Origin of the sequence: Arthrobacter crystallopoietes BAB-32 (genome assembly GCF_000328305.2) — a bacterium.
GTDB classification, from domain to species: Bacteria; Actinomycetota; Actinomycetes; order Actinomycetales; family Micrococcaceae; genus Crystallibacter; species Crystallibacter crystallopoietes_A.
Genome location: NZ_ANPE02000150.1, coordinates 14,441 through 39,701, shown reverse-complemented (window position 1 = coordinate 39,701; position 25,261 = coordinate 14,441). Strand labels below are relative to the sequence as shown.

Here is a 25,261-nt window from a genome sequence, read left to right as displayed (position 1 = left end):
GCGGCGAGCGCCAGCGCGCGGCGATTGCCCGGGCGCTGGTCAACGCGCCGTCGCTCCTGGTCTGCGACGAGGTCACCTCCGCGCTGGACGTCTCCGTGCAGGCGTCCATCATCGACCTGCTGCGCACCCTGCAGCACGAGACCCGGATGTCGATGCTCTTCGTCACGCACAATATCGCGCTGGCCCGGCACATCTCGCAGCGCATCGCCATTCTGCAGCACGGGCAGATCGTGGAGTCCGGCACCACCGACGAAGTCCTGGAGAACCCCCGCCACGAGTACACCCGCGAACTGCTGGCCAACGTGCCGACGTTCTGACCTCACTGCACCTGACCAAGAAGGAGAATCGTGCACCTGGATTTTGAGAGCCATAACGACGGCGGCCTGCCGCCAGCCGGTTTTGCCAGCCTTCAAGAGGTCTTCGCCCGGCATCTGGTCACTGCCCAGGGCGGCATGGCGTTCTGCGTGTACCGGGCGGGCGAACCGCTGGCCCGCTTCTACGGGGGAAGCACCGTCCGGCGGGATGATGCCTCGGCCGAGGTGGACGAGGCGTGGAGCCCGAAGACCATGGCCGTGATGTTCTCCGGCACCAAGGGCGTGGTGGCCACGCTGGCCGCGATGCTCGTGGACCGCGGCCAGCTCGACGTCCGCAAACGCGTGGCCGAGTACTGGCCCGAGTTCGCCGCCGGCGGCAAGGAAGCCGTCACCGTCGCCCAGCTGCTCAGCCACACCGTCGGCCTGCCGTACGTCGACCCCGAGCCCGAGGGCGACGACCCCCAGCTGGACAACCCCGCCAACGCCCGGGCCCTCGCCGCCCAGACCCCGTTGTGGGAGCCCGGGACCAAGGTGGCCTACCACGCCGCCACCTACGGCTTCCTGCTGACCGAGGTCTTCCGCCGCGCCACAGGCAAAACGGTCGGCCGGCTGATCGCCGAGCTCATCCGCGAGCCGCTCGGGCTCGAGATCCACCTCGGCCTGCCGGAAGAACTCGACCACCGCGTGGCCACGGTCTTCCGGTCCGACAGCTACGCCATCAGCACCTACCTGCAGGATCCCGAACGGCGCAAGATCGTTGACCGCATGTACCGGAACCTGCTGGCCGAAGGCAAGGACCCGTTCAACAGCATCGGGATGCGCCGCGGCCAAATGTCTGCCGGCGGCGGGATTGCGACGGCCGACGCCATGGCCGGCCTCTACTCGCGGCTGGCCGACCCGGCGGGCGAGGTGGTGAGTGCCCAGGCCCTGGCCGACGCCACCGCCACCTGGTCCGAAGGCGTCGACGCGATCAACGACCGGCCCCTGCGCTTCGGCCTCGGCTTCGAACTCGCCGATCCCATCGGTACCTACGGTCCGGTCGCTCCCGCCTTCGGACACTCGGGCGCCGGCGGCGGGCTGCACGGCGCCTGGCCCGGCAAGAACGTCGGCTTCTCCTTCCTCACCAACGAGATGCTCGCCGAGAACCAGGACCGCCGGGCGAAGGACCTGCTCGCGGAGCTCGCCAGGCTCGTCTGACGTACACCGCAAGGCGGGAAATCCCGCTCAAGCAAGCAGCCGCCGTCGTTCACAGTAGTTACCACTATCAGCCGTAGTGACGGCTAATTGTGGTAAGTTACCACTAAACACCGTGGATAGGGCTGATTATGGTAACTACCGCTCGCCGCGATGGCATCACGTCACGGGAAGCGGCTGAAATGCTGGGGCTCCCCCTCGATCGGGTTTCACGGCTCGTAGCCTCCGGCCGTCTGACGACGCTCGGCCGCTCCGCGCATGTGCTCATTATCGACCCGGCCTCCGTGAAGCGATTGCAGTACCAAGGGCTGGAGCGTGGCCGGGTCTGGACCGAGGCAAACGCGTGGGCCGCCCTCACCATGCTCTCCGGCGGCAACCCGACCTGGCTGATCCCGCAGCGCAAGTCCCGTATCAAGGCCTCACTGCTGGATCCGGCAGTGGATGCCCGCCGCATCTACAATCTGGCCCGGAACAAGGACACAGCGCACCGCTACCGTGCTCCTGGAGCCACGCTGCCGCTGCTGGCTGACGCCCTGCTGCCAACCGGGCCTGCCGCCATGGTGAACGACGACGTCGCCGAGGTGTTCGGGCTGACCGCCGGTGCCGGGCTGGCCGAAGGCTATGCCGCGGCCGGCCAGGCTCAGGAGATCGCCGGCGACTTCCGCATGCCGCCGGACCTGGGCGGCAACGTGACCATCCGTGAAGTCGGCGTCGAGGAGGCCTTCGGAGATGGGCGCGTGCCGCTGGCGGCCATCGCGGTCGACCTGATGGATTCCCTCGGCACGCGGGAGCGCAGCGCAGGCGAACGGGTCCTGCAGCGCCTGCTGGAGGAGTTCCGTGGAGCGTGAAACCTGGGAGGTGGCCGCACCGCCCGGAGGCTGGGCGCGCCCGTGGCCGCAATGTGTCGAGCTGGCACGGAAGCTGCCGTCGGAGCAGTGGACCCTGGTCGGCGGCCTGATGGTCCAGTTGCATTCGGCAGCAGCCGGCCTTACCGTCACGCGGCCGACGGCCGACATCGACATTGTGCTGCATATCGAAACCGGGGCGGCCACCACCGGTCGGATCCAGCAGGCGCTAGGCGAACTCGGCTACACGCTGGAGCCGTCCATCGACCACGAGGCCCCGGCGCACCGGTTCCTGCGGGGCAGGGGACCAGATCGACGTCATGATTGCCGATCATTCGGGCCCCGAGGAGAAGCTGCCGCGGCTCGGTGGCCGCCAGCCGCTCCTGCTCACCGGCGGCACCCAGGCGCTGCAGCGCACGGTGAATTGCCGGATCACTGTCCCGGGCGAGGAGCCGGTACTGATCAGCATCCCGAACACGCTGGGCGCCTTGGTCCTCAAGGGTGCCGCGTACCGGGAAGATTCCCGCGACATCCGCCGGCACCTGGATGACGCCGCCGTCCTGCTGGCCACCGTGACAGACCCGCTCGGTCTGGCCGGCCAGCTGAAAGGCAGCGACCGGTCGCGGATCCGCACCCTGCAGAACGCGCTGATCGACCCGCTGCACGAGTCCTGGCTGCTGCTCGAGGAACCGGATCGGCAGCCGGCCATGGATGCGCTGTCGGTCTTAGCCGCCGACCCGCCAACTCCAAAGCCGCACCGGAGGCGCCTGGGCAGCCGATGATGACGATGAGGATGACAGCGATAGTCATCGGCAGCAGCGTGCTGGCGACCCTTCAGGCCCCTCCGCCTGGCCTCCAAGTCGGTAATGACCGGGCCTAGACTCAAAGTCCGGCTACCTGACGAACGCTGAGGACGAGGTCCGCACGGCAGAGTTGTAGCCGGCCAAGGATCCGGTGCTGGGCACACTGGTTGCCCAGGCGGGGACCTCAGTTGTTTGACGCTAGGCGCTGGTGCCCGCAGGGATGCCGGTGATGAATTCGGCGGCCTTTTCGCCGATCAGCACCGAGGGCGCGTTGGTGTTGCCGGTGGGGACGAGCGGCATGATGGAGGCGTCGGCGATGCGGATCCCGTCCAAGCCGCGGACCTTGAGGCTGCGCGGGTCGACGACGGCGAGCTCGTCCAGGCCCATCTTGCAGGTGCCGACCTGGTGGTGGTAGGTCACAGCGGTTTCGCGGACGTAGCGCTCGAGGTCCTCGTCGCTGTCCGAGTACTCCGGTCCAGGGTAAACCTCTTCGGGTCCCCACTCGGCGAGAGCTGCGGTGCGGCCCATCTCGCGGCACTGCCGGACTGAGGCGACCAGGGCGCGGACGTCCTCCTCCGCTGTGAGCGCGCCGAGGTCGATGTTGATCGGGTCCTCCGGGTTGGGGCCGGAGAGCGTGATTTCGCCGCGGCTGAGCGGGCGGACGATGCCGCCGATGAGCGAGAAGCCGTTCTCCGGGCCGGTCATGTCGTCGAGGAAGTACATCGGGATGGAGAAGTGGATCGGCTGTGTGTCGGGCACGGCCAGGTCCGGGTTGCTCTTCCAGAAGTGATGCGTTTCCGCCGCGGCGACCTGCGACGGAGGGACCTCCTTCTTCGTCGTCGTAAAGATGACCGGCGAGAGCAGGTGGTCGTGCAGGTTCTTGCCGACGCCGGGCAGGTCCAGCAGAGGCTCGATGCCGACTTCGCGGAGCTCCTCGGCCGGGCCGATGCCGGAGCGCAGCAGCACCTCCGGCGAGTTGATCGCGCCGGCGGCGAGCACGGTCTCCCCCGCCGTCAGCGTGTGCAGCTGGCCGTCCTTTTCGTATTCGACGCCGGTGACGGTCCCATCCTCGATCAGCAGGCGGCGGACGTGCGCGTTGGTGATCAGGGTGAGGTTCTCATGTCCGACGACGGGCTTCAGGTAGGCGTGCCAGGTATTGAACCGCTTGCCGTTGCGGACGTTGAGCTGCATCTTGGAGACGCCCTCGACGTCGCCCGAGTTGTAGTCCTCGTTGAGCTTCACGCCGACTTCCTGCGCGGCCTCGAGGATGTCGTCCTGGACCGGGTTCCGCGGGAAGTCCTGCACTACGTCGAGCAGGCCGGAACCGCCGCGCGTATCGGAGGCACCGCCGTCGTAATTTTCAATGGCTTTGAAGACCGGCAGGACGTCCTCCCAGTTCCAGCCCGGGCAGCCCAGGTAGGCCCACGTGTCGTAGTCCTGCTTGGCGCCGCGGACCCAGATGGTCGCGTTCAGCGCGTGCGAACCGCCGGTGACCTTGCCGCGCGGCAGGTGCAGCCGCCGGCCGCCGCAGGAGGCCTGCTCCGTGGTGAAGTAGTCCCAGTCCTCCGGGCCGTGCCAGAGCGCGCCGGCCGCGAACACGTCGGCAATCACCGGGTTGGTATCCTCGCCGCCGGCCTCCAGCACCGCCACCGTCTTGCCCGCGTCGATCAGCCGGCGGGCAAGGACCGAACCGGCGGAACCGGCGCCGACCACAATGAAATCCAACTCGTTGACTGCCATCTTTGGCCTCCCAAACTCTGCGGTGATGCAGCTCACGCAAACGCTGACTCTTCAGTATTTAATGTCCGCGGCCCGGTCGGCTTGGATTTGCGCGCAGAGTGCATGGAAACGGGCGCACTGAACGAGGTGTTCCCGATTTGGGAACGGGTATGGTGACCCCGCTTTGCCAGGACTATAGTGATCCGACCGGGGGAAGGATAAGGCAGCCATGGGCGAGATTCTGGTTAGACAGGGAGGCGGCTGGGCTGCTCCTCAAGTCGTTGGTTATGCGCTGGAGAGCGAACTGCAAGCACTGTTGGCAGAACATCCTGCGTTAGTCCCAGGGGTCGGGCCGGACGGACGCTCTTGCCGGGAATTTCAGACCGAGCCAGGGCCGATCGACCTCGTTATCGTCAATGAGAATGGCGAGATCACGCTCGTCGAGTGCAAACTTGCATCGAACCCTCAGATCCGCCGGGAAATCATTGGGCAGCTCTTCGACTACGCGTCCTGTTTCTGGAAGATGGACGTGAATGACTTTCTTGCCAAGTGGCGCAATCGCGGTTCCGACCTACTGGCGGATCTGGACGATGAGAAGGCCGAAGTGCTTCGGGAAGCGGTCGCTCGCAACTTGGCTGACGGTCGGTTCAGGCTTGTGTTGGCCGCGGACGAGATCAACAAGTCGCTCAAGCGCATCGTCGAGTACCTGAACGTCATGAGCGGATCCGAAACCTCGGTGATCGCCGTGGCCTACACGCGTATGAACCACGGAACCCTTGAGCTCCTGGTCCCCGAGATTTATGGACAGGAGTCGGCGGAGGCCAAGGCCAACCAGTCCGAGCCAGTCAGGGTGGTGTGGGATCTACCCGCTTACCGTACATGGATTCAGGAGAATGACTCGCAGGCCATTGCTGGTTTTGACGTGCTGGTCGCAGCCGCCCGGTCCGCCGGGCTCTTTCTCACCGGCTCATTGGCTGTCAAACCCTCCGCGGGGTTTCCCATACTAGACAGCCTGGGGCAGCAGTTAGGCACGCTATCAGTGCTTACCTACGGAGCCATGGGCATCTCCCTTGAGCTGAACTTCAATCGACTGGCAGCGAAACCGTTGGACGAACGGCCGCCGGCTGATCAATTGCAGGACTTCTTGGACGACCTTAGCGAGATCTCGGAGTTCAGCTCTGTCGCGGAAAATCTCAAGACGACCGATTTTCGAAGCCGTGCACCGAATGTGTCGCTCCGGACGCTGTCGCCCGGTGCCATCGAAAAGCTGGTCAGCGCCCTGAAGGGCCTCATGTCCAGTCCCTCATAGCCACGCAGAACAGCGATCGCTTCCGTCGACAACGAGTGCACTGCACGATTGCCCTGCTCACTGCCCGCCGCGCGCTGCTCGCCCAACGCCTGCAGGACGGGGCGGAACGTTACTTCAAGAGTTTGGAGACCGCTGACATGACCGACTTCAGCATCCTGCCCGAGGGTTTACCTGTTCCCACGGACGACGGCGCCGCATCGCACCTTCCGGGGGCGGCGGTACCGGCGCTCACACTGGCGGCAACTGACGGTCGCCATGTTAACCTGGCCGAGCTGGGGCCGGGCCGCTCCATCATCTACCTGTACCCGCTGACCGGCAGGCCCGGCGTGGACCTGCCGGCCGGCTGGGACGAGATCCCCGGCGCGCGCGGCTGCTCGACCGAGGCCTGCGACTTCCGCGACCATTTCAAGGAGCTGGCCGACGCCGGCGCGACGAACGTGTTCGGGCTCTCCAGCCAGGACACCGCCTACCAGCAGGAGGTCGTCGAGCGGCTGAAGCTGCCGTTCCCGATGCTGTCCGACGAGTGGTTTGCCTTGCAGGAGGCGCTGGACCTCCCCGTGTTCTCTGCCCCGGGCCACGAGAAGCTCTACGCTCGCCTGACTCTCGTGGTGCTCGATGGCCTGATCGAGCACGCCTTCTACCCGATCTTCCCGCCGAACGAGCACGCCCGGCAGGTGCTGGAGTGGCTGGAGGCGCATCCCCGCTGATTGGCTGTTAGTCCTGCGACGTCAGGTGGGGTGCCAAGACCAGCGGCCACCCGCGGTTCCTATGAGTAGAAGGTCCTGTCAATGGACTTCATGAAGGATTCGCTTTTCATGAACGTGTGCCACCGCTTCCCGCCTTGTAAGCGCTTGCAGTTCTGCCATCCTGCCGTTTCTATTCGACGGCCTGGAAACTCACCAGCGGCAGTCAGTGCGGGTTCCAAGTCGGTGTCATGGGAAGCCATGATGAGTACGTCTGCGTCAAACCGTTGGGCAGCCATGACGAAACTGATAGCAAGCATGACGTCGACACCCTTTTCCTGCGCCGGGGTGGTAGGCCAGTCATAAGGATATTTCAGCGCCCGATACCTGACCTCCACACGCGGGTCACGCGTCCACTGTGCCTGTTGGCTTTGAGAACGGGCATAGCTCTTGGGTTCAGACTTGTTGCTGGGTAAACCGCGGAATACGTGGATCTTCCTAAGCTCTGCCGGTCGATATCTCTCCCCTTGAGCCTCTTTACGAGCGGCGAGCAACTGCACAGCGTAGCTAAGTGGGTCGATGAGGTAGTAGTGCTTTGGCTCCCCATGTACTGCGAACTGACCGTACCCGGTGAGGTGAACGTTCTGATAGTCCATAAATATCTCGACTGACAAAGATGAAGCCAAAATATCCCCCGGTAGTTAAAGAAAAACCTCACCAGTCCCGGAGGACGGTGAGGAGCTATGCAAAACATAATTACATACCGGGATTCACCAGTCAAACAGGGCAAGTTGCCCGACCAACGGGCAGATAAATGCGGCGGCGGGATCTGTGTTGCCCGCCGCCGCTTTCAGGTGCCTCTGCTGCTACTTCTTGTCGGCGGTCGGGCCGGCGCCGATGGCCCAGACGCGCGGCGGGAGGGCGCCGTTGACGGCGTAGTCGCCGATGATGCGCGCCTTGAAGACCCACGGATTGTGGTTGGCCGCGGTGCGGGCGTTGCGCCAGTGGCGGTCCAGGTTCTTCTTGGTGCTGGTGCCCGAGGCCGACAGCGCGTTGAAGATGTCCGAGGTGGCGCGGGTGGCCAGGTCGGACAGGACCACCTGGGCCTGCGCGCTCTCGAGTTCGGCGAGGTCGTTGAGGTGCTCTTCCTGCTCGAGGTCTCCGAGGAAGGCTGCCTCGTACGCACGCTGCAGTGCCTGGGCTGCGCGCTCGACGGTGGCTTCGGCGGCGTACGCCCGGGCCGACACCTCGCCAATGACCTGCAGGATCTGCGGATCCTCGCGGAAGGAGTCGGCGTTGCCGTGCGAGAAGATGCGGGTGCGGTTGCGGACCTCGGTGGCGATGTCGCGCTCGGCCGCCTTGATGCTGCCGGCGAGGACGGCGAGGAGCACTGCCTGGTAGAACGCGGTCTGGTACTTGAACCGGGTGTCGAAGTCGATCACGTTCTCCGCCTCGACCACGGCGTCCTTGAACGTGCTGGTGCCGGAGCCGGTGGTCTGCTGGCCGAAGCCGTCCCAGTCGTCGGAGTGCGTGACGCCGGGCTGGTGCGCGTTGACCACGGCGATGACCTTGACGTCGTTGTCCGTGCGCTGGGCGAAGGTGTCGATCCAGTCGGCGAAGATGCTGCCGGTCGAATAGTACTTGGTGCCGTTGACGCGGAAACCACCCGAGGCGGAGTCCGAATCCGGACTGACCTTGGTGATGACGTCGCCGATCTTGACGCTGCCGACCTCGGTCCACGAGTTGCCCGCAATCTCGCCGTTGACGAAGCGCTCCAGCCAGACCGCGCGCTGCGGGCCGGAGGACACGAGCCGGTCTTCGACGAAGGCGAAGTGGCCGCGCAGCGCCTGCGGGATGTTGGAGTCGGCGGCGGCGAGCTCGGTCAGCAGACGGAACAGCTGGGGCAGCGAGGCACCGGCACCGCCGTCGGCCACGGGAACGCGCACCGCGCCGAAGCCGGCCTTGGTCAGCTCCTTGATTTCGTCGAAGGGCAGCCGGTGGTCCTGCTCGCGGGCGCTGGCGCCCTCGGCGATGCGGGCGAAGATCGGGCGGAAGCGGTTGGCGAGGGTCTCGTAGTCGGTCTCGGCGGAGTTGCTGGTTTGCGTAGTTACGGAAGTCATGACGGCCTTTCGGTTTGGTGGGATGGAGGGTAGTCGGCGGGGTCAGACGGCGGCGGGTGCCGGCACCTGGTCCGGCTGCGGAAGTTCACCGGCGGCGGGGGCCCGGACCTTGTCTGCCCGGACGGGTTCGGTTTCCGGAAGTACGACGGCGGCGCGGCCGTTGCGCTGGGCCAGGAACCGTGCGGCGATCAACAGCAGGGCGATCACGACGGCGGCTGCCGCGGCACTCCCCCAGCCCGCCGGCCAGGCGCCGTTCAGACCCAAAAGGGCGGGCACCGCCGTCGTAATTTGGCTGGTGAGCAGGGTGGCCCAGCCGGTGTAGGCGGTCAGTCCGGACCTGCCGCCGGCGAGGAGCAGGAAGAACAGCGTCCACAGCACGGCCCAGCTGGCCCACAGGACCGCGGCGAAGGGATCGGCCGCCAGGTTGGAGGCCGAGTACACGACCGCGAGCGCGGCGACCAGGGCGCAGAACCAGCCGACGCCGGCGGAGCCGAGATCGAACAGCGAGTTCAGGCCGACGTAGGTGTAGGTGAGGCCGAAGAGCACGACGCCGGCGGCGCTGAGCAGCTGGGCGGAATCGCCGGCGGCGGCCACGGCGATCAGGGCGGCCAGCACCAGCTGGAGGCCGCCGATCAGCAGGTTCAGGGTGCCGCTGTCGCGCGGCGGGATGCGTCCGAGCAGGGCCAGGCCGTTGATTAGCAGGGCCACTCCGGACAGGATGAGGCAGATGAAGGACATGGGCAGGATTCCGTCTGTGCGGGAGGGCTCGCGGACGAGCCGGCTCGGTACTTGCCGGCGCACGGTTGTGCCCGGCCGGATCTTCACCTGGGGCACCCCACCACGAAGAGGGTTGCCGTCCAACCAGCCAGGGCTTCGCGTTGGAACTCGTGATCTGTGCTCAAAAAGGTATGCCGGGCCGGCGGTGGGCGGCAACGGTTGCGGCCCAAGATGACGCAGCGTCACGCACTGTTACCTTCGACGTCGCAATATGTCGGCGCTGCCCGGGCCGCTCTTGCTGCTGGCTGCATCCGCCGGTATCAGGCACGGGCCGCTTCCGCGCTCATGACCCCACACCCGACATTGCCCCGGCGGTCTGGGACCGGTCCGGGGCAATGCCGTAAGCCCCTTCGCGGTAGGGGCCGACGGGAGCGTGGCCGTTGGGGGAAGCCCAGCTCCTGGTCCCAGTCCGCTCAGTGGGGAGCTGAGCGGATCAGGACATACTCAGTTTCGTTGGCCGGGCCGCAAGAGACCAGATTCCAGTTCTGGGGATGAACCCAACCCCAAAATGAGTGGATGCCGGGAAACGAAGTGAAGCACCGCCGTCGTTATTGGTTCCTGCGGGAGGAACGGCGTTTGATCAGCGAGCGCGCCGGAGCGCCGGCCTGCCCCTTGGCCGGGCACCAGTTGTAGTACCTGCCGGTGGACCCGAGCGACCCCTGGCGGAATCGTCAGCGAAGTTCCCAGCAGGCGGACCCTGCGGCGAAAGCCGCGCGGATCCTAGATTGCAGAAACGATCCAGATGATCAGGGCAATGGCAATCAGGATGCCGACGATTGTCCAAATCAGGTTGCTTCCACGCATCTCGTTTCCTCCGTTTTCCCTCGTGGGACTCCTCCATTGTCCCTCCAATGGCCGTGCTGACTAGTGAAAACGGCAGAAAATTCACCTGCGGTGCGTGCCGGCGCCGCCGAGCCGGGCGGCTTGGCGCGTTAGGCCGCCCCCCCAACATTGAGCGGCCGGACCGCACGGAGTACCGTTGGCCCCATCGACAACTTCCCCTCACTCACTTGGGAGCGGTCATGGCACTTGTGAGACGTCGATTGGCCGCGTTCACGGCGGCCCTGGCTTTGAGCGTCACCGGGGGCACGGTTGCCAGCCCCGCGTTCGCAGACCCGCCCGAGACGGACAAGACCCCGACCGCCCGCGGGTACGGCGGCGCAGTAAGTACCGTGGATCCGGAGGCATCCGCAGCGGCAATTGAAGTCCTGGGCGAGGGCGGCAACGCGGCGGACGCGGCCGTAGCCGCCGCGGCGACGCTCGGCGTGACCGAGCCGTACAGCGCTGGAATCGGCGGTGGCGGCTACTTCCTGTTCTACAACGCGGAGACCGGGAAGGTCGGCACGATCGACGGCCGTGAGACCGCGCCCGCGGCAATGCCGCACGATGCGTTCATCGATCCGGCGACCGGCGAGCCCTACCGCTTCACGCCGGAACTCGTCACCAGCGGCGTTTCCGTAGGTGTACCCGGCACACCGGCCACTTGGGAGCGCGCACTGGACGAGTGGGGAACCCTGAGCCTCGGCGAGGCACTCGAACCTGCCATCGACGTGGCCAAGCGCGGCTTCGTCGTCGACGAGACGTTCCGCCAGCAGACGCTCGACAACGAGCTCCGCTTCGAGGCCTTCACCTCGACGAGCAGCCTGTTCCTCCCTGACGGTGATGCACCCGCCGTCGGCAGTACCTTCAAGAACCCCGACCTGGCCAAGACGTACCGGCTCCTCGCGAAGGAAGGAACCGACGCCTTCTACGGCGGGCCGCTGGCGGAGGAAATCGCGGCCACCGTGCAGGATCCGCCGAAGACAGCCACTACGCCCCTGCCCGTCCCGGTCGGCCATATGACCACGGAGGACCTCGCCGAATACCGTGCTTTGGACCAGGCTCCGACCCACGTGGAGTACCGCGGCCTGGATGTGTACGGCATGGCGCCGTCGAGCAGTGGAGGCACCACGGTCGGCGAGGCGCTGAACATCCTCGACACGGTCAACCTTTCGGAGATGTCCACGCCCGATGCCCTGCACCACTACCTCGAGGCCAGCGCGCTCGCCTTCGCCGACCGCGGCAAGTACGTTGGCGATCCTGCTTTTGTCGACGTGCCCACCGACGTGCTCACGGACCTCTTGTTCGGCAAGGAGCGTGCGTGCCACATCGACCCGCAACGGGCAGCCGTGAAGCCCGTCGACCCCGGGGATGTTTCCGCGTACGACGGCGTGTGCCCGGCTTCCGCGGCGGCGCCGGCCAATGAGGCGGACACCGAGAACATTTCGACGACGAACCTGACGGTCGCGGACACCTGGGGAAACGTGGTCGAGTACACGCTCACGATCGAGCAGACCGGCGGATCCGGCATCGTGGTGCCCGGCCGCGGGTTCCTGCTCAACAACGAGCTGACCGACTTCTCGACTGTGTACGACCCGGCCGATCCCAACCGGATCGATCCGGGGAAGCGACCGCGCTCCTCGATGTCGCCGACCATCATCCTCGAGGACGGAGAGCCCTTCCTCGCGCTCGGTTCGCCGGGCGGCTCGACAATCATCACGACCGTCCTGCAGACCATCATGAACCGGGTGGATCTGGGGATGGACCTGCCGGAAGCCATCGCGGCCCCTCGTGCGGCGCAACGCAACACCGCCACCGTTACGTCCGAGCCGGAGTTCATCGACGCTTATGAAAGCGAGCTGGCACCATACGGGCATGAGCTGACGCCGTCCGGCGACTCGTTCACCTCCGCGGCAGAGATCGGCGCGGCGACGGCGATCGAGTTCATGCCGGACGGGAGCATGCTGGCCGCGGCCGAGCCCGCCCGGCGCGGCGGCGGCTCGGCAATGGTGCTCGAACCAGCGCGCTGAGCCGCGGTACCTGGCTGAATCGCTTGGCGGAACATGCCGCTGCAGGTGACTGTAGCGCGTGTCCGCAGTCCCGCCGTCGTAATTTTCACTATCCTGAAGGCTGGATTCCCGCTGCCTAAGGGGACGCGCTCAGTCCCCGATGGGTAGCCTTCGGCAACAAGGAAAAGCCCAATATATGACGGACCCAGCCGGTTCCGGCGGCCAGCCCGGCACACCGCGGAACCAAGTGCCCGATGCCGTCCTGCGGTCGGTGGGATTCCTGGCGTTCTTCGACCGCTTCGGGACACCGCCGATGCTGGTGGTGCTCGCGGACCGGACGGAGCTGTCGCTGGGCCAGGCCGTCCAGCTGGTCGCGGCCTACGCCCTGCTCTACGCCGTGGGCCAGCCGCTGTGGGGACTCTTCAGCGACCGGTTCGGCCGGATGGCAGTACTGCGCACGGCGCTGGTTGGCGTGCTGCTCGGGGCGCTGGCCAGCACGCTGTTCAGCAGCTACCTGCCGCTGCTGCTGGCCCGCTCGTTCACGGGCCTGATGGCCGGCGCGCTGTATCCGACCCTGCTGACGATCCTGGGCGACACGCGGACCGGGATCGAGCGCGCCCGAGGCCTGTCCGATCTGCAGATCTACTCTTCGCTGGGCACGACGATCGCGACGCTGGCGACCGGTACGCTGGCCGCGCTGGTGGACTGGCGGCTGGTGTTCGCGCTGCCTGCGCTTGGGTGCCTGGTCCTGCTGGTGTACCTGCGCGGCGCCGGCACGGGCAGGCCGGCCGGCCGCGGCGGCATGCGGCTGGGCCACGCGTTTTCTCCCTCCGCCCTGGGCATCTACGGGCTGGCCGTGCTGGAGGGGGCGGTGCTGATGGGCATCCTGACCTACATCGTCCCGGCCCTGCAGCACGCCGGCGTGGGAGTCAGCCTGGCCGGCGTGCTGGCCGCCGGTTTCGGCATCGGCGTCATCCTCGGCGCCCGGCTGATGCGGCGCCTGGTCCACCGGTTCACCCGTACCCAGCTGATCGGCATCGGAGGCTCGGTCCTGGTCGCCGCTTTCCTGGTCTCCTCGCTGTGGCAGGTGCCGGCGGCGCTGACCGCAACGGCGCTGCTCATCGGAGTCTCCAACGCCGTGCTGCACTCCTCGATGCAGGGCTGGGCCACCGACATCGCCCCGCAGGCACGGGCCACCAGCGTCTCGCTGTTCGCCGGCTCGCTGTTCCTCGGCAGCTCGCTGTACAACTTCCTGACCGCCGGCCTCGCCGACAACCGCCAGTACGGCACGATCTTCCTCCTCGGCCTCATTGCCAGCGTCCTCCTGACCGCTGCGGCCACTACCGGCCACGCGGCTTGGAAGCGGACGCACTCGTAATTGATTATCCGATTCGCCGCTCTCGGGGGACTTCATGCCCACCCGCTTGCTTGGGCACAGACGGACAACGACGCAGAATGGCACTGTGGGCATCGACATAACCGCAAGTGACGGGCAAAGTTCCCTACCATTGTTCGACGATCCCGGCAGGCACGCGCTGGTTCGCGAACTGGAAGAACTGCGGCTGGATAACGCCCGCCTGCGCAAGCTTCTGGACCTGTCCGAACAGGAAGCCCAGGCCGCCCGCCAGGACCAGCCAGCCTTGCATCTGCAGGCGCTGCGTGGTCCGGTCACCATGTCCTCGCCCCCGGAGCAAAAGGTGAGGCTCTTTCAGGACCTCTTCCGTGCCCGCACCGACATTTATGCGGTTCGCTGGGAAAACGCCAAGGACGGCCGTTCCGGTTGGGTGCCCGCCGTCGCCGGCGGTTGGCGCAAGGGAATGAAGCGCGACGGCGCGGATTACCTTCCGTTGACTGCCGCCGTCATCGCCGCCCACCTTCGCGGACAGCAACACATCGGCCTGTATCCGCTCACCGAAGACGACAAGTGCTGGTGGGTGGCGGCGGATTTCGACGGCCCAGCAGCCATGCTGGACGCCCTGGCCTATGCCAAGGCTGCCAGGTTTCGCGGCATCCCGGCTGCCCTGGAGGTCTCCCAATCCGGACGCGGATCCCACGTCTGGATCTTCTTCGACCGGCCTATTGCAGCCGAAGCCGCCCGGCAGCTGGCTACCGGCTTGATCCATGAAGCGATCGGTCTGCGCGGCAGCATGGACCTCGCCAGCTACGACAGGCTTTTCCCTTCCCAAGACACGCATTCCGGCAAAGGGATGGGGAACCTCATCGCGGCACCACTGAACGGTAAGCGGCGCCTGCACGGCACGACCCTGTTCCTGGACACCACCACACTCGAGCCCTATGAGGACCAGTGGGCCTACCTTTCCAGCTTGGACCGGCTCTCCCCCGGCGACGTCGTCCGGCATGTCCGCAGGCTGCCGACCGTCCGCTTCGGCCACGAGGTGCGAAGGCTAGAGCTGCCGGAATCCTCGAAAATCGTGCCCCGGCCGGCGCTGATCATCCATGCCAAGTTCGCTGCTCGGCTGACAGTCCCCGCCGCCGAACTGGGGCCCGCCATGGTATCCGCCGTCAAGCATGCAGCGTCGATGCCGAACCCGGAATTCTACGACCGCCAGCGGCAGCGTCGCTCCACCTGGAACATCCCGCGTTTCCTTCGCAGCTACGACGAAACCCTCGACGGCGGGCTTGTCCTGCCCCGCGGTCTGCTGCCGCTGCTGACGCGGCTGGTGGAATCAGCCGGCAGCACCCTGCGGATCGAGGACGAACGCTCCGGCGGCACCGCCCTCGATTTCACCTGCACCGCCACACTCCGCCCGGACCAGCAGCGGGCGGTGGATGATCTGGCCGCCGGCGAACAGGGCATATTGGTCGCCCCACCCGGCACGGGCAAGACCGTTATGGCCTGCGAGCTGATAGCCCGCCGCGGCGTCTCGACCTTGATCCTGGTCGACCGCAAGGCTTTGGCCGATCAGTGGCGTACACGCGTCCAGGAGCTTACGGGCGAAAAGTGCGGCCAGATCGGCGGCGGCCGCGCCAAGACAACCGGACGCATCGACGTCGCCTTGCTGCCTACTCTGGCCCGGAGGGAGAACATCGCCGAGCTGACCGCCGGCTATGGCTTCGTGATCGCAGACGAATGCCACCACGTCCCGGCCGCCGCATTCAGTCACGTTATGAACCAGATTCCGGCCCGCTGCTGGCTCGGCCTGACTGCGACCCCATACCGGCGGGACCGGCTGGATGAGCTGATGTTCCACCAGCTGGGCCAAGTCGTACACACGATGACTCCGCAGGATGCGGAGCAGCTGCCCAGCCAGCACAGCGACCTCCCGACACCTGTCTTGGAGCTGAACGTGCACTCCACGTCGTTCATCTACGATGGCGACGCGGACCCGTCCGAACCGGGCGGCATTTCCCGGATTTACAAGGACCTGGTCGCGGACCAGGACCGCCTGGAGCAGATCGCCTGCGACGTGCTGGCCGCCCAGAAAAAGCAGGCCAAGATCCTGTTGCTGACCACGTGGAAGTCCCACCTGGACCAGTTCGCTGCGCGATTCCGCAGTGCAGGCTTGGACCCGGTAGTCTTCTCCGGCTCCATGAAAGCCAAGGAGCGCCGAGCCGCCGTCGCACGCCTGGCCGAAGCCGACGACACAGAGGCACTATTGGTGCTGGGCACAGGCTCGTACATCGGCGAAGGCTTCGACTGCCCGCAGCTGGACACTCTGTTCCTAGCCGCTCCGATCTCCTTCAAAGGCCGACTCGTCCAGTACGCAGGCCGCATTACGCGACCATACCCAGGCAAGACCGTCGCCGTCGTCCACGACTACCACGACGAGCTCACACCCGTCCTGGCCGCCTCGCTTAACAAGCGGGCCCCGGGGTACGTCACGCTCGGATTCCCGGATCCGAGGAAGCAATCCGCCTCACCGCTATAGCCTCAGCGGAAAGGTTGAGTTTCCGCACTCAAGAAATACCGCAGCGTTCAACGCGTCTGGCGTGCCTTGGTCCTCTCTTGTCCTACACACGGCCGGTTTTTGGGTGCGGCTCAAAAACGTCCTCGATAGCGTTAATGCATGGGAATCGCACCGCTCGAAGCACCTCAGGAAACCACCGGTTTCCTCGCTTCAGCGCGCGATTCATTGCGGGACTTCGCCGCTTCCTTCCGGCAGGAAGCGATCCTCGGGGCGCCGCAGGAAACAGCAGAACGTGCCGCACTCATCGAAGAGCTCTCGAGAACGATCGAGCAGCTCCAGGTGACCGCCGCCCACGCCGTTGACCAGCAGGATCTGGCCACCGTGCTGGGCAAGGACCCGGACAACCCGGATTCGAAATCAGAATTCCGGGACACGGCCGACTACCTCCGCACCCGGCTGCGCATCAGCCGCAGCGAAGCCAATCGCCGGATCCGCCTGGGGGCCAGCACGATACCGCAAGCCCTCATCAGCGGCGGTGAAGCGCCGCCGAAGTACGAGCATTTGGCCGCCGGACTGGCGGAGTCGGAAATCGATGGCAAGGCAGCCACCCTCATCCTCGACACCCTCGACCGGGTCCGTCCGGTAGCTTCCCCGGATGACTTCGCCGCGATGGAGCAGCAACTGACCCGGCAGGCAGCCGAATCCGACCTGGACACTCTGCGCATCATCACCAAGAACTGGGAAGCGGCCATCGATTCAGACGGCCGGGAACCAAGCACGGAGCAACTAGCCGCCCAGCAAGGCGTCTTCATCAAACGAAAGCGGTGGGGCCTCAACAGGTTCGAAGTGGTCGCAACGGACGAACAGTACGAACACCTGATAACCGCCATGAACACCCACACCAACCCGCGCCTGCGCAAAACTTTCGCCGCCGAAGGCGAGCCCGTTTCAGCCGAAGACACCTGCTCGGAAGACGAGGGCCGACCGGCCCCGAACTGGCCGATGCCTACCCGCCCCCAACTGCTGCTCCAGGGCCTGGTCGGGTCCTGCCAGATTGCGCTTTCAACCGACGAGCTTCCCGCCAGCGGCGGCCACCGCCCGCAGGTCATGGTCAACATCGACTACCAGGAGCTGGTCTCCCAGATCGGCACCTCCGGCCAGGCCGTCTTCGGCGGAATGGTCACCCCTCAAACCGTGCGAAAGATCGCCTGCGACGCCGACCTCATCCCCATCGTCCTTGGTGGAAAGGGCGAAGTTCTCGACGTTGGACGGGCCCAGCGCCTGTTCACCCCGGCCCAGCGCCGCGCCCTCGTGGCCCGAGACAAAGGCTGCGCCTTCCCCGGCTGTACCATGCCCGCACACTGGACCGAAGCACACCACATCCGGTTCTGGAAGAAACACAAGGGCAGAACCTCGGTCGCTAATGGCGTGTTGCTGTGCTCGTTCCACCATCACCTCGTCCATGCCGAAGACTGGACGATCGAGTCAATCGACGGGATCCCCTGGTTCATCCCGCCCGCCTACATCGACCCGTCCCAAGTGCCACGACGAAACCGCTACCGCTTCCCGCCCGCCCTCAAACGCGCCAGCCAATTGACGGCTCCAACTCCACAGGCCCCACCCAAGGATTCACCGCCACTGGCCATTGAAGGCTCGGCGCCATTCGATGGCTGGCCGCTCCAACCGGAGCAGCCGCCTTGGTAGAAAGTCATCGGCCGCTAGGCAACCGGCCTGCACGAGCTGGTTTGAAGCCGCGAGCCGATTCAAGGCCCCTCATGTCTAGGCACGCCAGTGGAAGCTGTCCTGTAGTGCCGCGTGTTCAGTCGGTTTCCGGGCCGCTGCAATACGCACACTTGGAATCGGTGCACTCGGCGTCGTAAGGGCCGAGGTTCTCCAAGGAGAAGAGCCCAGTCCTGCTGTCGCCGGACGCTGGGGTGCTGATCAGAGTACTCGCCGTTGAGTTGCTCATGGGAAGTGCCTTTCATAGCGGTTCGATGCCGTTATAGCCACTCCAGCATGCAGGCTCTCGCTCATCCGGTAAAGCGGGCTTTTCCGATGGGTACCGGTCAGGAAAACCGACTGGACAGCCTCGCGGCAATAGCGGTAAAGAACCTGCCGCAAAACTGTCGGAGGCTCCCGCTAGAGTAGTTTCCAGCTTCACGAGATGTGGCCCGCCTCCGCTATAGCGGACGCGATGCTCCGACAGGGCCACGCACCAACCCCAGCCTCACGGGTGGTTCGGATGACGAAGCGGTCCGCTGTCAACCGGCGCGGGCAAGAGCGGCCCGCTGCGTCGGGCCTTGCGGAAAGGGGCTGGCATGGCCGGCTACGAAGAACCTGTTGAAATCGACCTGTCCAACCAGCTCCGGAAGTCCGAGTGTTCACTGTTTCGCCCTGGACACCAAGTCAATTGGATCCAGGTGCGGCGGGGCATGAGCGAGCCCGGCGTGGCCGTCGATGTCCACGTGGAGCCGTGGCTCGGCACCGTCCAACTGGTGGTGGACGGCAGGGCCGAGTTTTATTGGAACCACACGGTTGAGGACCTCGTCGAAGCACTGAACCGTCCAGGGGCTCTCCCTCTGTGGCATCCAAGGGTCCACCTCCTGACCGTGAAGGGCATCGGTAGCCCAGTTGCCGCCTTAAATCTCGCGCCCGCAGCGCGCGTGGAAAGCTGCCGCGACACAAGGCAGGCGTAAGGTGTGCCGCTGCAGGTGTCCGCGGCTGCGTGAGACGTGCACCAATGCTGGGTCCTGCGGATGAGTGGAAGGTCCGCCGCCTTCAGGCGGAGGGGCGGCGGACAAGCCCCGTGACTCCCTGGCCGATGCAGCAGGCGAGCAGCCTGCTGAAGGCGGGAGGCCGCCGTCGTACTTTTGCTGGCCCGTCGGGCTGTGGGTAGGGAAGGCGGGACTCGCGCTGCCACTCGGGTCGGGTTGCGGCGGTGCGGTCCCTCCGGATCTACCCGCGGTCAGGGGCGTATTCTCCGACTGTTGAAGCGGCCGTCGGTCTGAATGCGAGTTGGAAGCCGTCATCGAGCTCGATGCGGCGAACCCCGATCCGGTAGACCGGCTCGAGGTTTTCGCGGACCAGGACCTCGGATGGTGTACCGGCCACCGCGATGCGGCCGTGGTCGAGGAGCAGCAGCCGGTCGCAGTACGTGGCAGCAAGGTTGAGGTCGTGCAGGACGACGGCGATGGCGTGATTGCTGTTCGTGGCCAGATCGCGCACTAGCTCGAGAATCTCGTGCTGATACCGGATGTCCAGATGGTTCGTCGGTTCGTCCAGCAGCATGTGTGTGGCCTCCTGAGCCAAGGCCCGGGCGATCAGCACGCGCTGCCGCTCCCCGCCCGAAAGCTGGTCGAAGCTCTGGTCTGCCAGGTCGAGCATGCCGACCCGGCTCAGTGCGGCTGCGGCGGCCTGTTCGTCCCGTGCACTGGGCCGCCCCAGTCCGGACCGGTGCGGGGTGCGGCCGAGCAGGACCATGTCAGAGACCAGCAGCGGCAGGTCCACAGGGGGTTCCTGCACGACGACGGAGAGCGTCCGGGCCAGTTCCCTGGCGTTGAGCCGGTGCAGCTCCTTGTGGTCCAGCAGGACGGTACCAGTGCGGGGTTTCAGCGAGCCGTAGATGATACGCAGCAGCGTGCTTTTGCCGCTTCCATTCGGTCCGACCAGGCCGAGCACCTCGCCGTGCCGGGCCTGCAGGTCAACACCGCCCAGGACGTTGTGCGAGCCGTAGGCGTAGGAGATGCCGGATCCCGAGATCATTGTTCGAACCGTTCAATAATGCGTTCGAGCCCGGTGACTGCCAGTGGGGACGGCGGCTCAGTGAAGTTGAAGAGCTGGACCATAAGATCCCCGTTGGCCACCGCCGTGATGGAGGAAGCCCCCTTCATCGAGGTCACGGCTTCTGCGACCTTCGACGGGTCACCTTCGGCGTGGAGCAGGATCAGGACGTCGGGGTTGCGGCCGATGAGTTCTTCGCGGGTGACCTCGAAGACGCGCTCGTCGACGTCGTCGAACACGTTCTCGAACCCGGCGGCCTCCAGCTGGGGCTGGGCCATCGACCGGGTGCCGTAAGCGTAGATTGTTCCACCGCCGAGCGTCGGATAGAGGACGGCTGCGGTGCGTTGGCCGGCGCCGTCCACCTCGGCGGAAATCTGCTCTACCCGGTCAGCCAGTTCGTTGGCCGCCGTGGCCGCCCGATCCTCTACGCCGAAGATCTGGCCGTAGGTGCGCAGCTGGTCGTTGATCGTGCCGAAATCGGGGGCGCCGTCCAACCCCTGAGGGCAGAAAGAGGGGTGTTGCAGCAGCGGGATGCCGGCGGCGGCGAGTGTTTCGCGGTTGAGGTTTTCGGCCGAGCCGAGGACCAGGTCCGGTTCCTGGGCCAGCACGACTTCCTGCGAGATCTGCAGGTGCCCGGAAGTGTCGAGCTTGTCGGTCAGGAGCGGGATCCGGTCCAAGTCAGCACGGGTTACCGCGTCGAAGTATTCGGACGGGTAGGCGCCGGCGCGGGCGACCACCTTGTCCATAACCCCGAGTTCGCGCAGGTATGTCACGGGCGAGCTCTCCAGCATGACGACCCGTTCCGGCGGGGCTTGCAACGTGACCTCGGCACCGCAATTGACGATTGTCAGCGGATATCCCGCAGCCTTGGCCGGCCCCGTAGCTCCGTCTGCGTTACCGGCGCAGCCTGTCAGGGCAAGAACCAATACGGTAGCGGCGGCAACGGGCAGGAACGGGACGGTTTTCATGAGTCTTCCTTGGATAGCGGGGATTTGCGGGAGAGTTTCAGGAACGGTTACGGCGCCTGCCGCATCTGGCGGATGAGGTGGAGCAGGAATGGAGCACCGATGAAGGCAGTGATGATGCCGATGGGCAGTTCCTGGGGCTGCAGCAGGACGCGTGCCAGCAGGTCGGCCCACACCAGGAAGATCGCGCCCAGCAAGGCTGAGACCGGGATGACCCAGGCATGCGCCGCCCCGACCAGCCGGCGGGCAAGGTGCGGTACGACAAGTCCGACGAAGCCGATGGACCCTGACGCCGCTACGACGACGCCTACGCACAGGGAGACGACGATCAGCAACTGCGTGCGGAACCGGGCGGGCGGGACGCCCAGAATGTGCGCGGTTTCATCGCCGATGGCCAGTGCGTCCAGGCGCCGGCCCCACAGAGTCAGCAGCGCGGCCGTCAACAGTACGGCCAGGAGGACCACGGCCAACGCACTGCCCCACTTAGCCAGCGCCAACGACCCGAGCAGCCAAAACATCACGGATCTGGCGCCCTCGGCGGAACCGGAGGCGAAGATCAGGAAACTGGTCAGTGCGGTGAGCGCGTAGCCTATCGCTACGCCGGCCAGCAGCAGCCGGAGGGAGGTCACCCGCCCTGCAGCGCGGGCGACAAGGAACACCATCATCGATGCGACCAACGCACCCGCGAACGCACTGGCGGACAGCGCGTGTTCGCCTACGCCCAAGCCGACACCGAACAGAATCATGGAGGCGGCGCCGCAGGAGGCTCCCGAGTTGATGCCAAGGAGGTAGGGATCGGCCAGCAGGTTGCGGACCATGGCCTGCAGCGCCGCCCCGCACACCGCGAGTCCGGCACCGACCGCGCTGCCGAGCAGGACCCGGGGCAGCCTGACCTCCCAAACGATTGCGTTCGCGGTCGCATCGGGTACCACCCCGGGCAGTTGCCACGGCAGGTGGGACGCGAGCACCTCGGCCACGGTTCCGGGGCCGAGCGTAACCGGACCGGACCCGACCGCCACGAGCATGCCCGCAACCAGAACCGCCGCCAGGGTGACGATCACGAGAAGATGCTGACGGCGGCGGCGGGCCTGACCCAACGGGTCCTGGCCGGACCTCAACTGGTCAACGCGGAGGTTCATGCTTTCTCTCTTTCGGGGCGAGTGGAAGGCCGCTGGCGGGCCGCCCCGGGCCGGGTCAGTACTTGCGAAGATTCAGCGGCTGCTGGCCGAACCAGCGGTGGCGCAGCAGGTCAATGGCTGCGTGCAGCAGGGTGTTCAGGGTGTCGGTGGAGCGGGACAGGGCACGCAGGGCGAAGCCGGGACCGTTGAGCAGCGAGATGCCGAGCTGCCCGCCGGGGTCCAGCGGAGCGAGCAGGTCCTGCAGCTCCCGCACCAGGTCGGCGTCCACGCGGGGGTCGACGACGAGCATGGAGCCCAGGTGCGAGTAGTCCTCGAGGAAGAGCATGCCGGACAGCGGCGCGTCCGGATCCCCGGGGCGGATCAGCAGGTTGTCCAGGGCGAGCAGGCGGCCGTCCCGGTAGATGTCGTTGCGGATGCGCACCTCCTCGTACCGGAACTGCTGGCCGTCCGGCGACCAGCCGGGGGTCACGACGTCGCACATCACAAGGGAGGAATCCGCGGCGAGTTCGACGACGGTGTCCTGCCGGTAGGTCGCGTCCCGGTAGGCGATGAGCTGGTCAGGCACGTACTCCAGGCTGGCGCCGGGGCCGAGCCGGAACCGGGTGTGCTGCACGGCCGGATCGCCCGGGGTCCGGTAGATCTTGGTGGCGGACTGGGTGGTCAGCAGCAGGCGGGCGTGGTCCTCGACCTGGATGTCGACGTCGTAAACGTCCCCGCCCAGGTAGCCCCCGCCGGGGTTGACGATCGTGTACGCAACCTGCCCGGTGCCGTCCAGGTAATGCGGCCGGATCACCCGGAGGGCGCCCTGGTGGTACTGCGAGGTGGCGATGCCGCGGCCGCCGCGCTGGCCAACTGTCAGGCGCAGCTCGCCGGTGGGCTGCTGCGGGTCCGCCGGCTGGGCCGCGGTCACTGCCCCAGGTCCTGCATCAACACATCGCGCCGCAGCCACTCGATGACCTTGTCCAGCCCCTCGTCCGTCTTCAGGTTGGTGAAGCAGAAGGGCTTGTTGCCGCGGAACTCCTTCGAGTCGGACTCCATCACGGACAGGTCCGCCCCGACGTACGGCGCGAGGTCGGTTTTGTTGATGATGAACAGGTCCGACTTGATCATGCCCTGCCCGGCCTTGCGCGGGATCTTCTCGCCCTGGGCGACGTCGATGATGTAGATGGAGAAGTCCACGAGCTCCGGGCTGAAGGTCGCGGAGAGGTTGTCTCCCCCGCTCTCGATAAACACGACCTGCAGGTCAGGGTGCCGCTTCTTCAGTTCCTCCACTGCGGCGGAGTTCATCGAGGTGTCCTCGCGGATGGCGGTGTGCGGGCAGCCGCCGGTTTCGATACCGATGATCCGGTCCAGCGGCAGGATGCCGTTGGCGGCCAGGATCTTGGCGTCTTCGATGGTGTAGATGTCGTTGGTGATCGCCGCCATGGAGATCTCGCCGGACAGGTGCCGCGTCAGGCGTTCGACGAGCTGGGTCTTGCCTGCCCCGACGGGGCCGCCGACGCCGATCTTGATGGGTTCCATTGTCATCGTCTCCTTGTTCTGGGGGCCGCCGCTGCAGCGCGGGGGCCGGTCTGTGGTCTGGACCGGAAGGGTCGGTCTGTGGTCTGGCCGGAAGGGTCGGTCTGTGGTGGGCCGGTGGTCCGGTGGCCGGAAGTGCCGGTGGCCGGAGGCCCGGAGGGGCCGGTGGGTTCGCGCCAGTCGGACCGCCGGGGTGGGTGCGCTCAGGACATGAACATCCGGGCCCGCTGCCGTTCGTGGCGCATCTGCGCGATTTCCAGTCCGGGGGCGGTGGCGCCGAAATCGCCGCGGTCCAGTCCGGCGATCCGCTCGGTTGCTGCGGCGATGTCCGGGTGGACCTGGCGCAGCACCCGCTGGCCCGCGTCCTGGCCGATCGGGATGCCGCGGATGGCGTTCTGCGTCAGCGAGGTCGCCGTCGAAAACAGATAAGTGCCCACCAGCTCCGGCAGCGGAACCTGCAGGCTGCGTCCGGCGAGCGCGAACGCCAGGGCCGGATGTCCGCTGCATTTTCCGCGCCCGACGTCCTCCCGGTACTGCTCGATCTCCGAGCTGTCGAGGATGACCGAGGCGATGTGCAGCATCCGCGCGCCCATCGTCACTCCGGCCTCGCGCACCTGCCGCGGCAGGGCCTGCGCCGTCAGCATCGCGTCCAGCTGCCGCAGCTCGTCCATTGAGCCGGCCTCCAGCGCCAGCCGGATGGCCAGCCCGTCGCTGTAGGTCAGCTGGGTGTGGATGAACTGGCCCAGCCAGACCGCGAACGTCTTCTCGTCGTGGACCAACCCGCGCTCCAGGAACGTCTCGAGGCCGAACGAGTGGCTGAACGCTCCGGTGGGCAGGGCGGAATCGGCCAGCTGCAGCAGGGGCAGCAAGTACGACGACGGGTGGCCGCCGGGCGCCTCAGTGCGTGTGTTCTGCATGTCGAAACGGCACGGGCATCACCCGCTCCTGCCGGGAGTACGGCACCTGCATATGCTGCAGGTAGTCCTCGACGGTGTGGTCATACTGCACCACCATGACCTCCGCGCGGTACTCGCTGCCGGCGTCGAAAAACTGCGCCTGCAGGTGCCGGTTGCCGAGGCTGTGCGCCACCACGCCCATCTCCTCGATGGTGCGCGGGGCGATGACCAGGACGTCCGTGGGCAGGACGCTGACGACGATCACGTTCGACTCGTCGCGGAACAGGATGTCGCCGTCGCGCAGGTCCCCGGGCGTGGCCAGCCGGATGCCGATGTCCCGCCCGTGGTCGGTGGTGACGCGCTGGACCCGCTTGACCAGTTCGCTGCTGGGAAGCGCCACTTTCTCTTCGTGCAGTCCGGCCAGCTCCGTTTCCGGAAGATCGTGCCGGTTGGCGATGACGCGCTCAATGATCATTGACTACGCCCTTTCGGATAAAGCATT

General features: G+C 66.3%; 21 protein-coding genes, 1 pseudogene and 2 riboswitches. Of the genes and pseudogenes, 11 read left to right on the top strand and 11 right to left on the bottom strand.

Going from position 1 to position 25,261, the window contains the following annotated elements:
* From D477_RS12410 to D477_RS23305, 4 genes and pseudogenes are all read left to right on the top strand, one after another.
* Window positions 1-317, top strand: a pseudogene (locus D477_RS12410) (ABC transporter ATP-binding protein); the annotation flags it as partial.
* A 30-nt stretch (window positions 318-347) separates the two neighbouring features.
* A complete protein-coding gene (locus D477_RS12405; protein ID WP_005269635.1) occupies window positions 348-1,511 on the top strand; it encodes a serine hydrolase domain-containing protein in 1,164 nt (387 codons plus the stop codon).
* Window positions 1,512-1,639: 128 nt separating this feature from the next.
* On the top strand, window positions 1,640-2,356 hold the full coding sequence (locus tag D477_RS12400) for a hypothetical protein (RefSeq protein WP_043846820.1): 717 nt from the start codon (window positions 1,640-1,642) through the stop codon (window positions 2,354-2,356).
* 317 nt (window positions 2,357-2,673) lie between these two features.
* A complete protein-coding gene (locus D477_RS23305; RefSeq protein WP_005269632.1) occupies window positions 2,674-3,135 on the top strand; it encodes a hypothetical protein in 462 nt (153 codons plus the stop codon).
* Between the two features lie 219 nt (window positions 3,136-3,354).
* On the opposite strand, the gene D477_RS12390 is transcribed toward D477_RS23305, so the two are convergent.
* Window positions 3,355-4,896: a GMC family oxidoreductase gene (locus D477_RS12390; RefSeq protein ID WP_005269630.1), complete on the bottom strand. Its 1,542-nt coding sequence runs from the start codon at window positions 4,894-4,896 to the stop codon at window positions 3,355-3,357.
* A gap of 208 nt (window positions 4,897-5,104) precedes the next feature.
* Here D477_RS12390 and D477_RS12385 point away from each other — a divergent pair, with 208 nt between their 5' ends.
* Both D477_RS12385 and D477_RS12380 read left to right on the top strand, forming a co-directional pair.
* The gene (locus tag D477_RS12385) at window positions 5,105-6,184 is read left to right on the top strand and encodes a hypothetical protein (RefSeq protein ID WP_005269627.1); all 1,080 of its coding nucleotides are present in this window, start codon (window positions 5,105-5,107) and stop codon (window positions 6,182-6,184) included.
* A gap of 35 nt (window positions 6,185-6,219) precedes the next feature.
* Window positions 6,220-6,891 (top strand): peroxiredoxin, encoded by a 672-nt coding sequence (locus tag D477_RS12380; protein WP_005269625.1) that lies wholly within the window; start codon window positions 6,220-6,222, stop codon window positions 6,889-6,891.
* Between the two features lie 59 nt (window positions 6,892-6,950).
* On the opposite strand, the gene D477_RS12375 is transcribed toward D477_RS12380, so the two are convergent.
* From D477_RS12375 to D477_RS12365, 3 genes are all read right to left on the bottom strand, one after another.
* Window positions 6,951-7,541: an NYN domain-containing protein gene (locus D477_RS12375; RefSeq protein WP_150110104.1), complete on the bottom strand. Its 591-nt coding sequence runs from the start codon at window positions 7,539-7,541 to the stop codon at window positions 6,951-6,953.
* Between the two features lie 192 nt (window positions 7,542-7,733).
* Complete coding sequence (locus tag D477_RS12370) at window positions 7,734-8,987, bottom strand: acyl-CoA dehydrogenase family protein (RefSeq protein ID WP_005269620.1); 1,254 nt, start codon at window positions 8,985-8,987, stop codon at window positions 7,734-7,736.
* Window positions 8,988-9,029: 42 nt separating this feature from the next.
* A complete protein-coding gene (locus tag D477_RS12365) occupies window positions 9,030-9,725 on the bottom strand; it encodes an AmiS/UreI family transporter (RefSeq protein WP_005269618.1) in 696 nt (231 codons plus the stop codon).
* Window positions 9,726-9,767: 42 nt separating this feature from the next.
* A riboswitch (SAM riboswitch) is annotated at window positions 9,768-9,880 on the bottom strand.
* A gap of 906 nt (window positions 9,881-10,786) precedes the next feature.
* Between D477_RS12365 and ggt the strand changes: the two genes are divergently transcribed.
* The 5 genes from ggt (at window position 10,787) to D477_RS12340 (ending at window position 19,157) form a co-directional block, all read left to right on the top strand.
* On the top strand, window positions 10,787-12,613 hold the full coding sequence (gene ggt, locus D477_RS12360) for a gamma-glutamyltransferase (protein WP_043846818.1): 1,827 nt from the start codon (window positions 10,787-10,789) through the stop codon (window positions 12,611-12,613).
* A gap of 175 nt (window positions 12,614-12,788) precedes the next feature.
* Complete coding sequence (locus D477_RS12355) at window positions 12,789-13,970, top strand: MFS transporter (RefSeq protein ID WP_005269614.1); 1,182 nt, start codon at window positions 12,789-12,791, stop codon at window positions 13,968-13,970.
* A 130-nt stretch (window positions 13,971-14,100) separates the two neighbouring features.
* Window positions 14,101-16,482: a DEAD/DEAH box helicase gene (locus D477_RS12350; RefSeq protein ID WP_005269613.1), complete on the top strand. Its 2,382-nt coding sequence runs from the start codon at window positions 14,101-14,103 to the stop codon at window positions 16,480-16,482.
* Between the two features lie 138 nt (window positions 16,483-16,620).
* Entirely contained in the window at window positions 16,621-18,165 is a 1,545-nt protein-coding gene (locus D477_RS12345) for an HNH endonuclease signature motif containing protein (protein WP_005269612.1), read from the top strand.
* Window positions 18,166-18,616: 451 nt separating this feature from the next.
* Window positions 18,617-18,748: riboswitch (SAM riboswitch) on the top strand.
* Between the two features lie 31 nt (window positions 18,749-18,779).
* Window positions 18,780-19,157 carry a hypothetical protein gene (locus D477_RS12340; RefSeq protein ID WP_005269611.1) on the top strand — a complete coding sequence of 126 codons (378 nt, stop codon included), beginning with the start codon at window positions 18,780-18,782 and terminating at the stop codon, window positions 19,155-19,157.
* 259 nt (window positions 19,158-19,416) lie between these two features.
* Here the strand turns inward: D477_RS12340 and D477_RS12335 are convergent, their stop codons facing one another.
* From D477_RS12335 to ureE, 7 genes are all read right to left on the bottom strand, one after another.
* Window positions 19,417-20,223, bottom strand: a complete 807-nt coding sequence (locus tag D477_RS12335; protein ID WP_005269610.1) for an ABC transporter ATP-binding protein — start codon at window positions 20,221-20,223, stop codon at window positions 19,417-19,419.
* On the bottom strand, window positions 20,220-21,209 hold the full coding sequence (locus D477_RS12330; protein WP_005269609.1) for an ABC transporter substrate-binding protein: 990 nt from the start codon (window positions 21,207-21,209) through the stop codon (window positions 20,220-20,222). The genes D477_RS12335 and D477_RS12330 overlap by 4 nt, the downstream gene beginning before the upstream one ends.
* Before the next feature lie 47 nt (window positions 21,210-21,256).
* Window positions 21,257-22,345 (bottom strand): FecCD family ABC transporter permease, encoded by a 1,089-nt coding sequence (locus D477_RS12325; protein WP_005269608.1) that lies wholly within the window; start codon window positions 22,343-22,345, stop codon window positions 21,257-21,259.
* A gap of 55 nt (window positions 22,346-22,400) precedes the next feature.
* Window positions 22,401-23,255, bottom strand: a complete 855-nt coding sequence (locus tag D477_RS12320) for an urease accessory protein UreD (protein WP_005269607.1) — start codon at window positions 23,253-23,255, stop codon at window positions 22,401-22,403.
* Window positions 23,252-23,866, bottom strand: a complete 615-nt coding sequence (gene ureG / locus D477_RS12315; protein WP_005269604.1) for an urease accessory protein UreG — start codon at window positions 23,864-23,866, stop codon at window positions 23,252-23,254. Before ureG ends, D477_RS12320 begins: the two co-directional genes overlap by 4 nt.
* 200 nt (window positions 23,867-24,066) lie before the next feature.
* On the bottom strand, window positions 24,067-24,780 hold the full coding sequence (locus tag D477_RS12310) for an urease accessory protein UreF (RefSeq protein ID WP_005269603.1): 714 nt from the start codon (window positions 24,778-24,780) through the stop codon (window positions 24,067-24,069).
* Window positions 24,761-25,234 (bottom strand): urease accessory protein UreE, encoded by a 474-nt coding sequence (ureE, locus tag D477_RS12305; RefSeq protein ID WP_005269602.1) that lies wholly within the window; start codon window positions 25,232-25,234, stop codon window positions 24,761-24,763. Before ureE ends, D477_RS12310 begins: the two co-directional genes overlap by 20 nt.
* Between the last annotated feature and the right edge of the window lie 27 nt (window positions 25,235-25,261).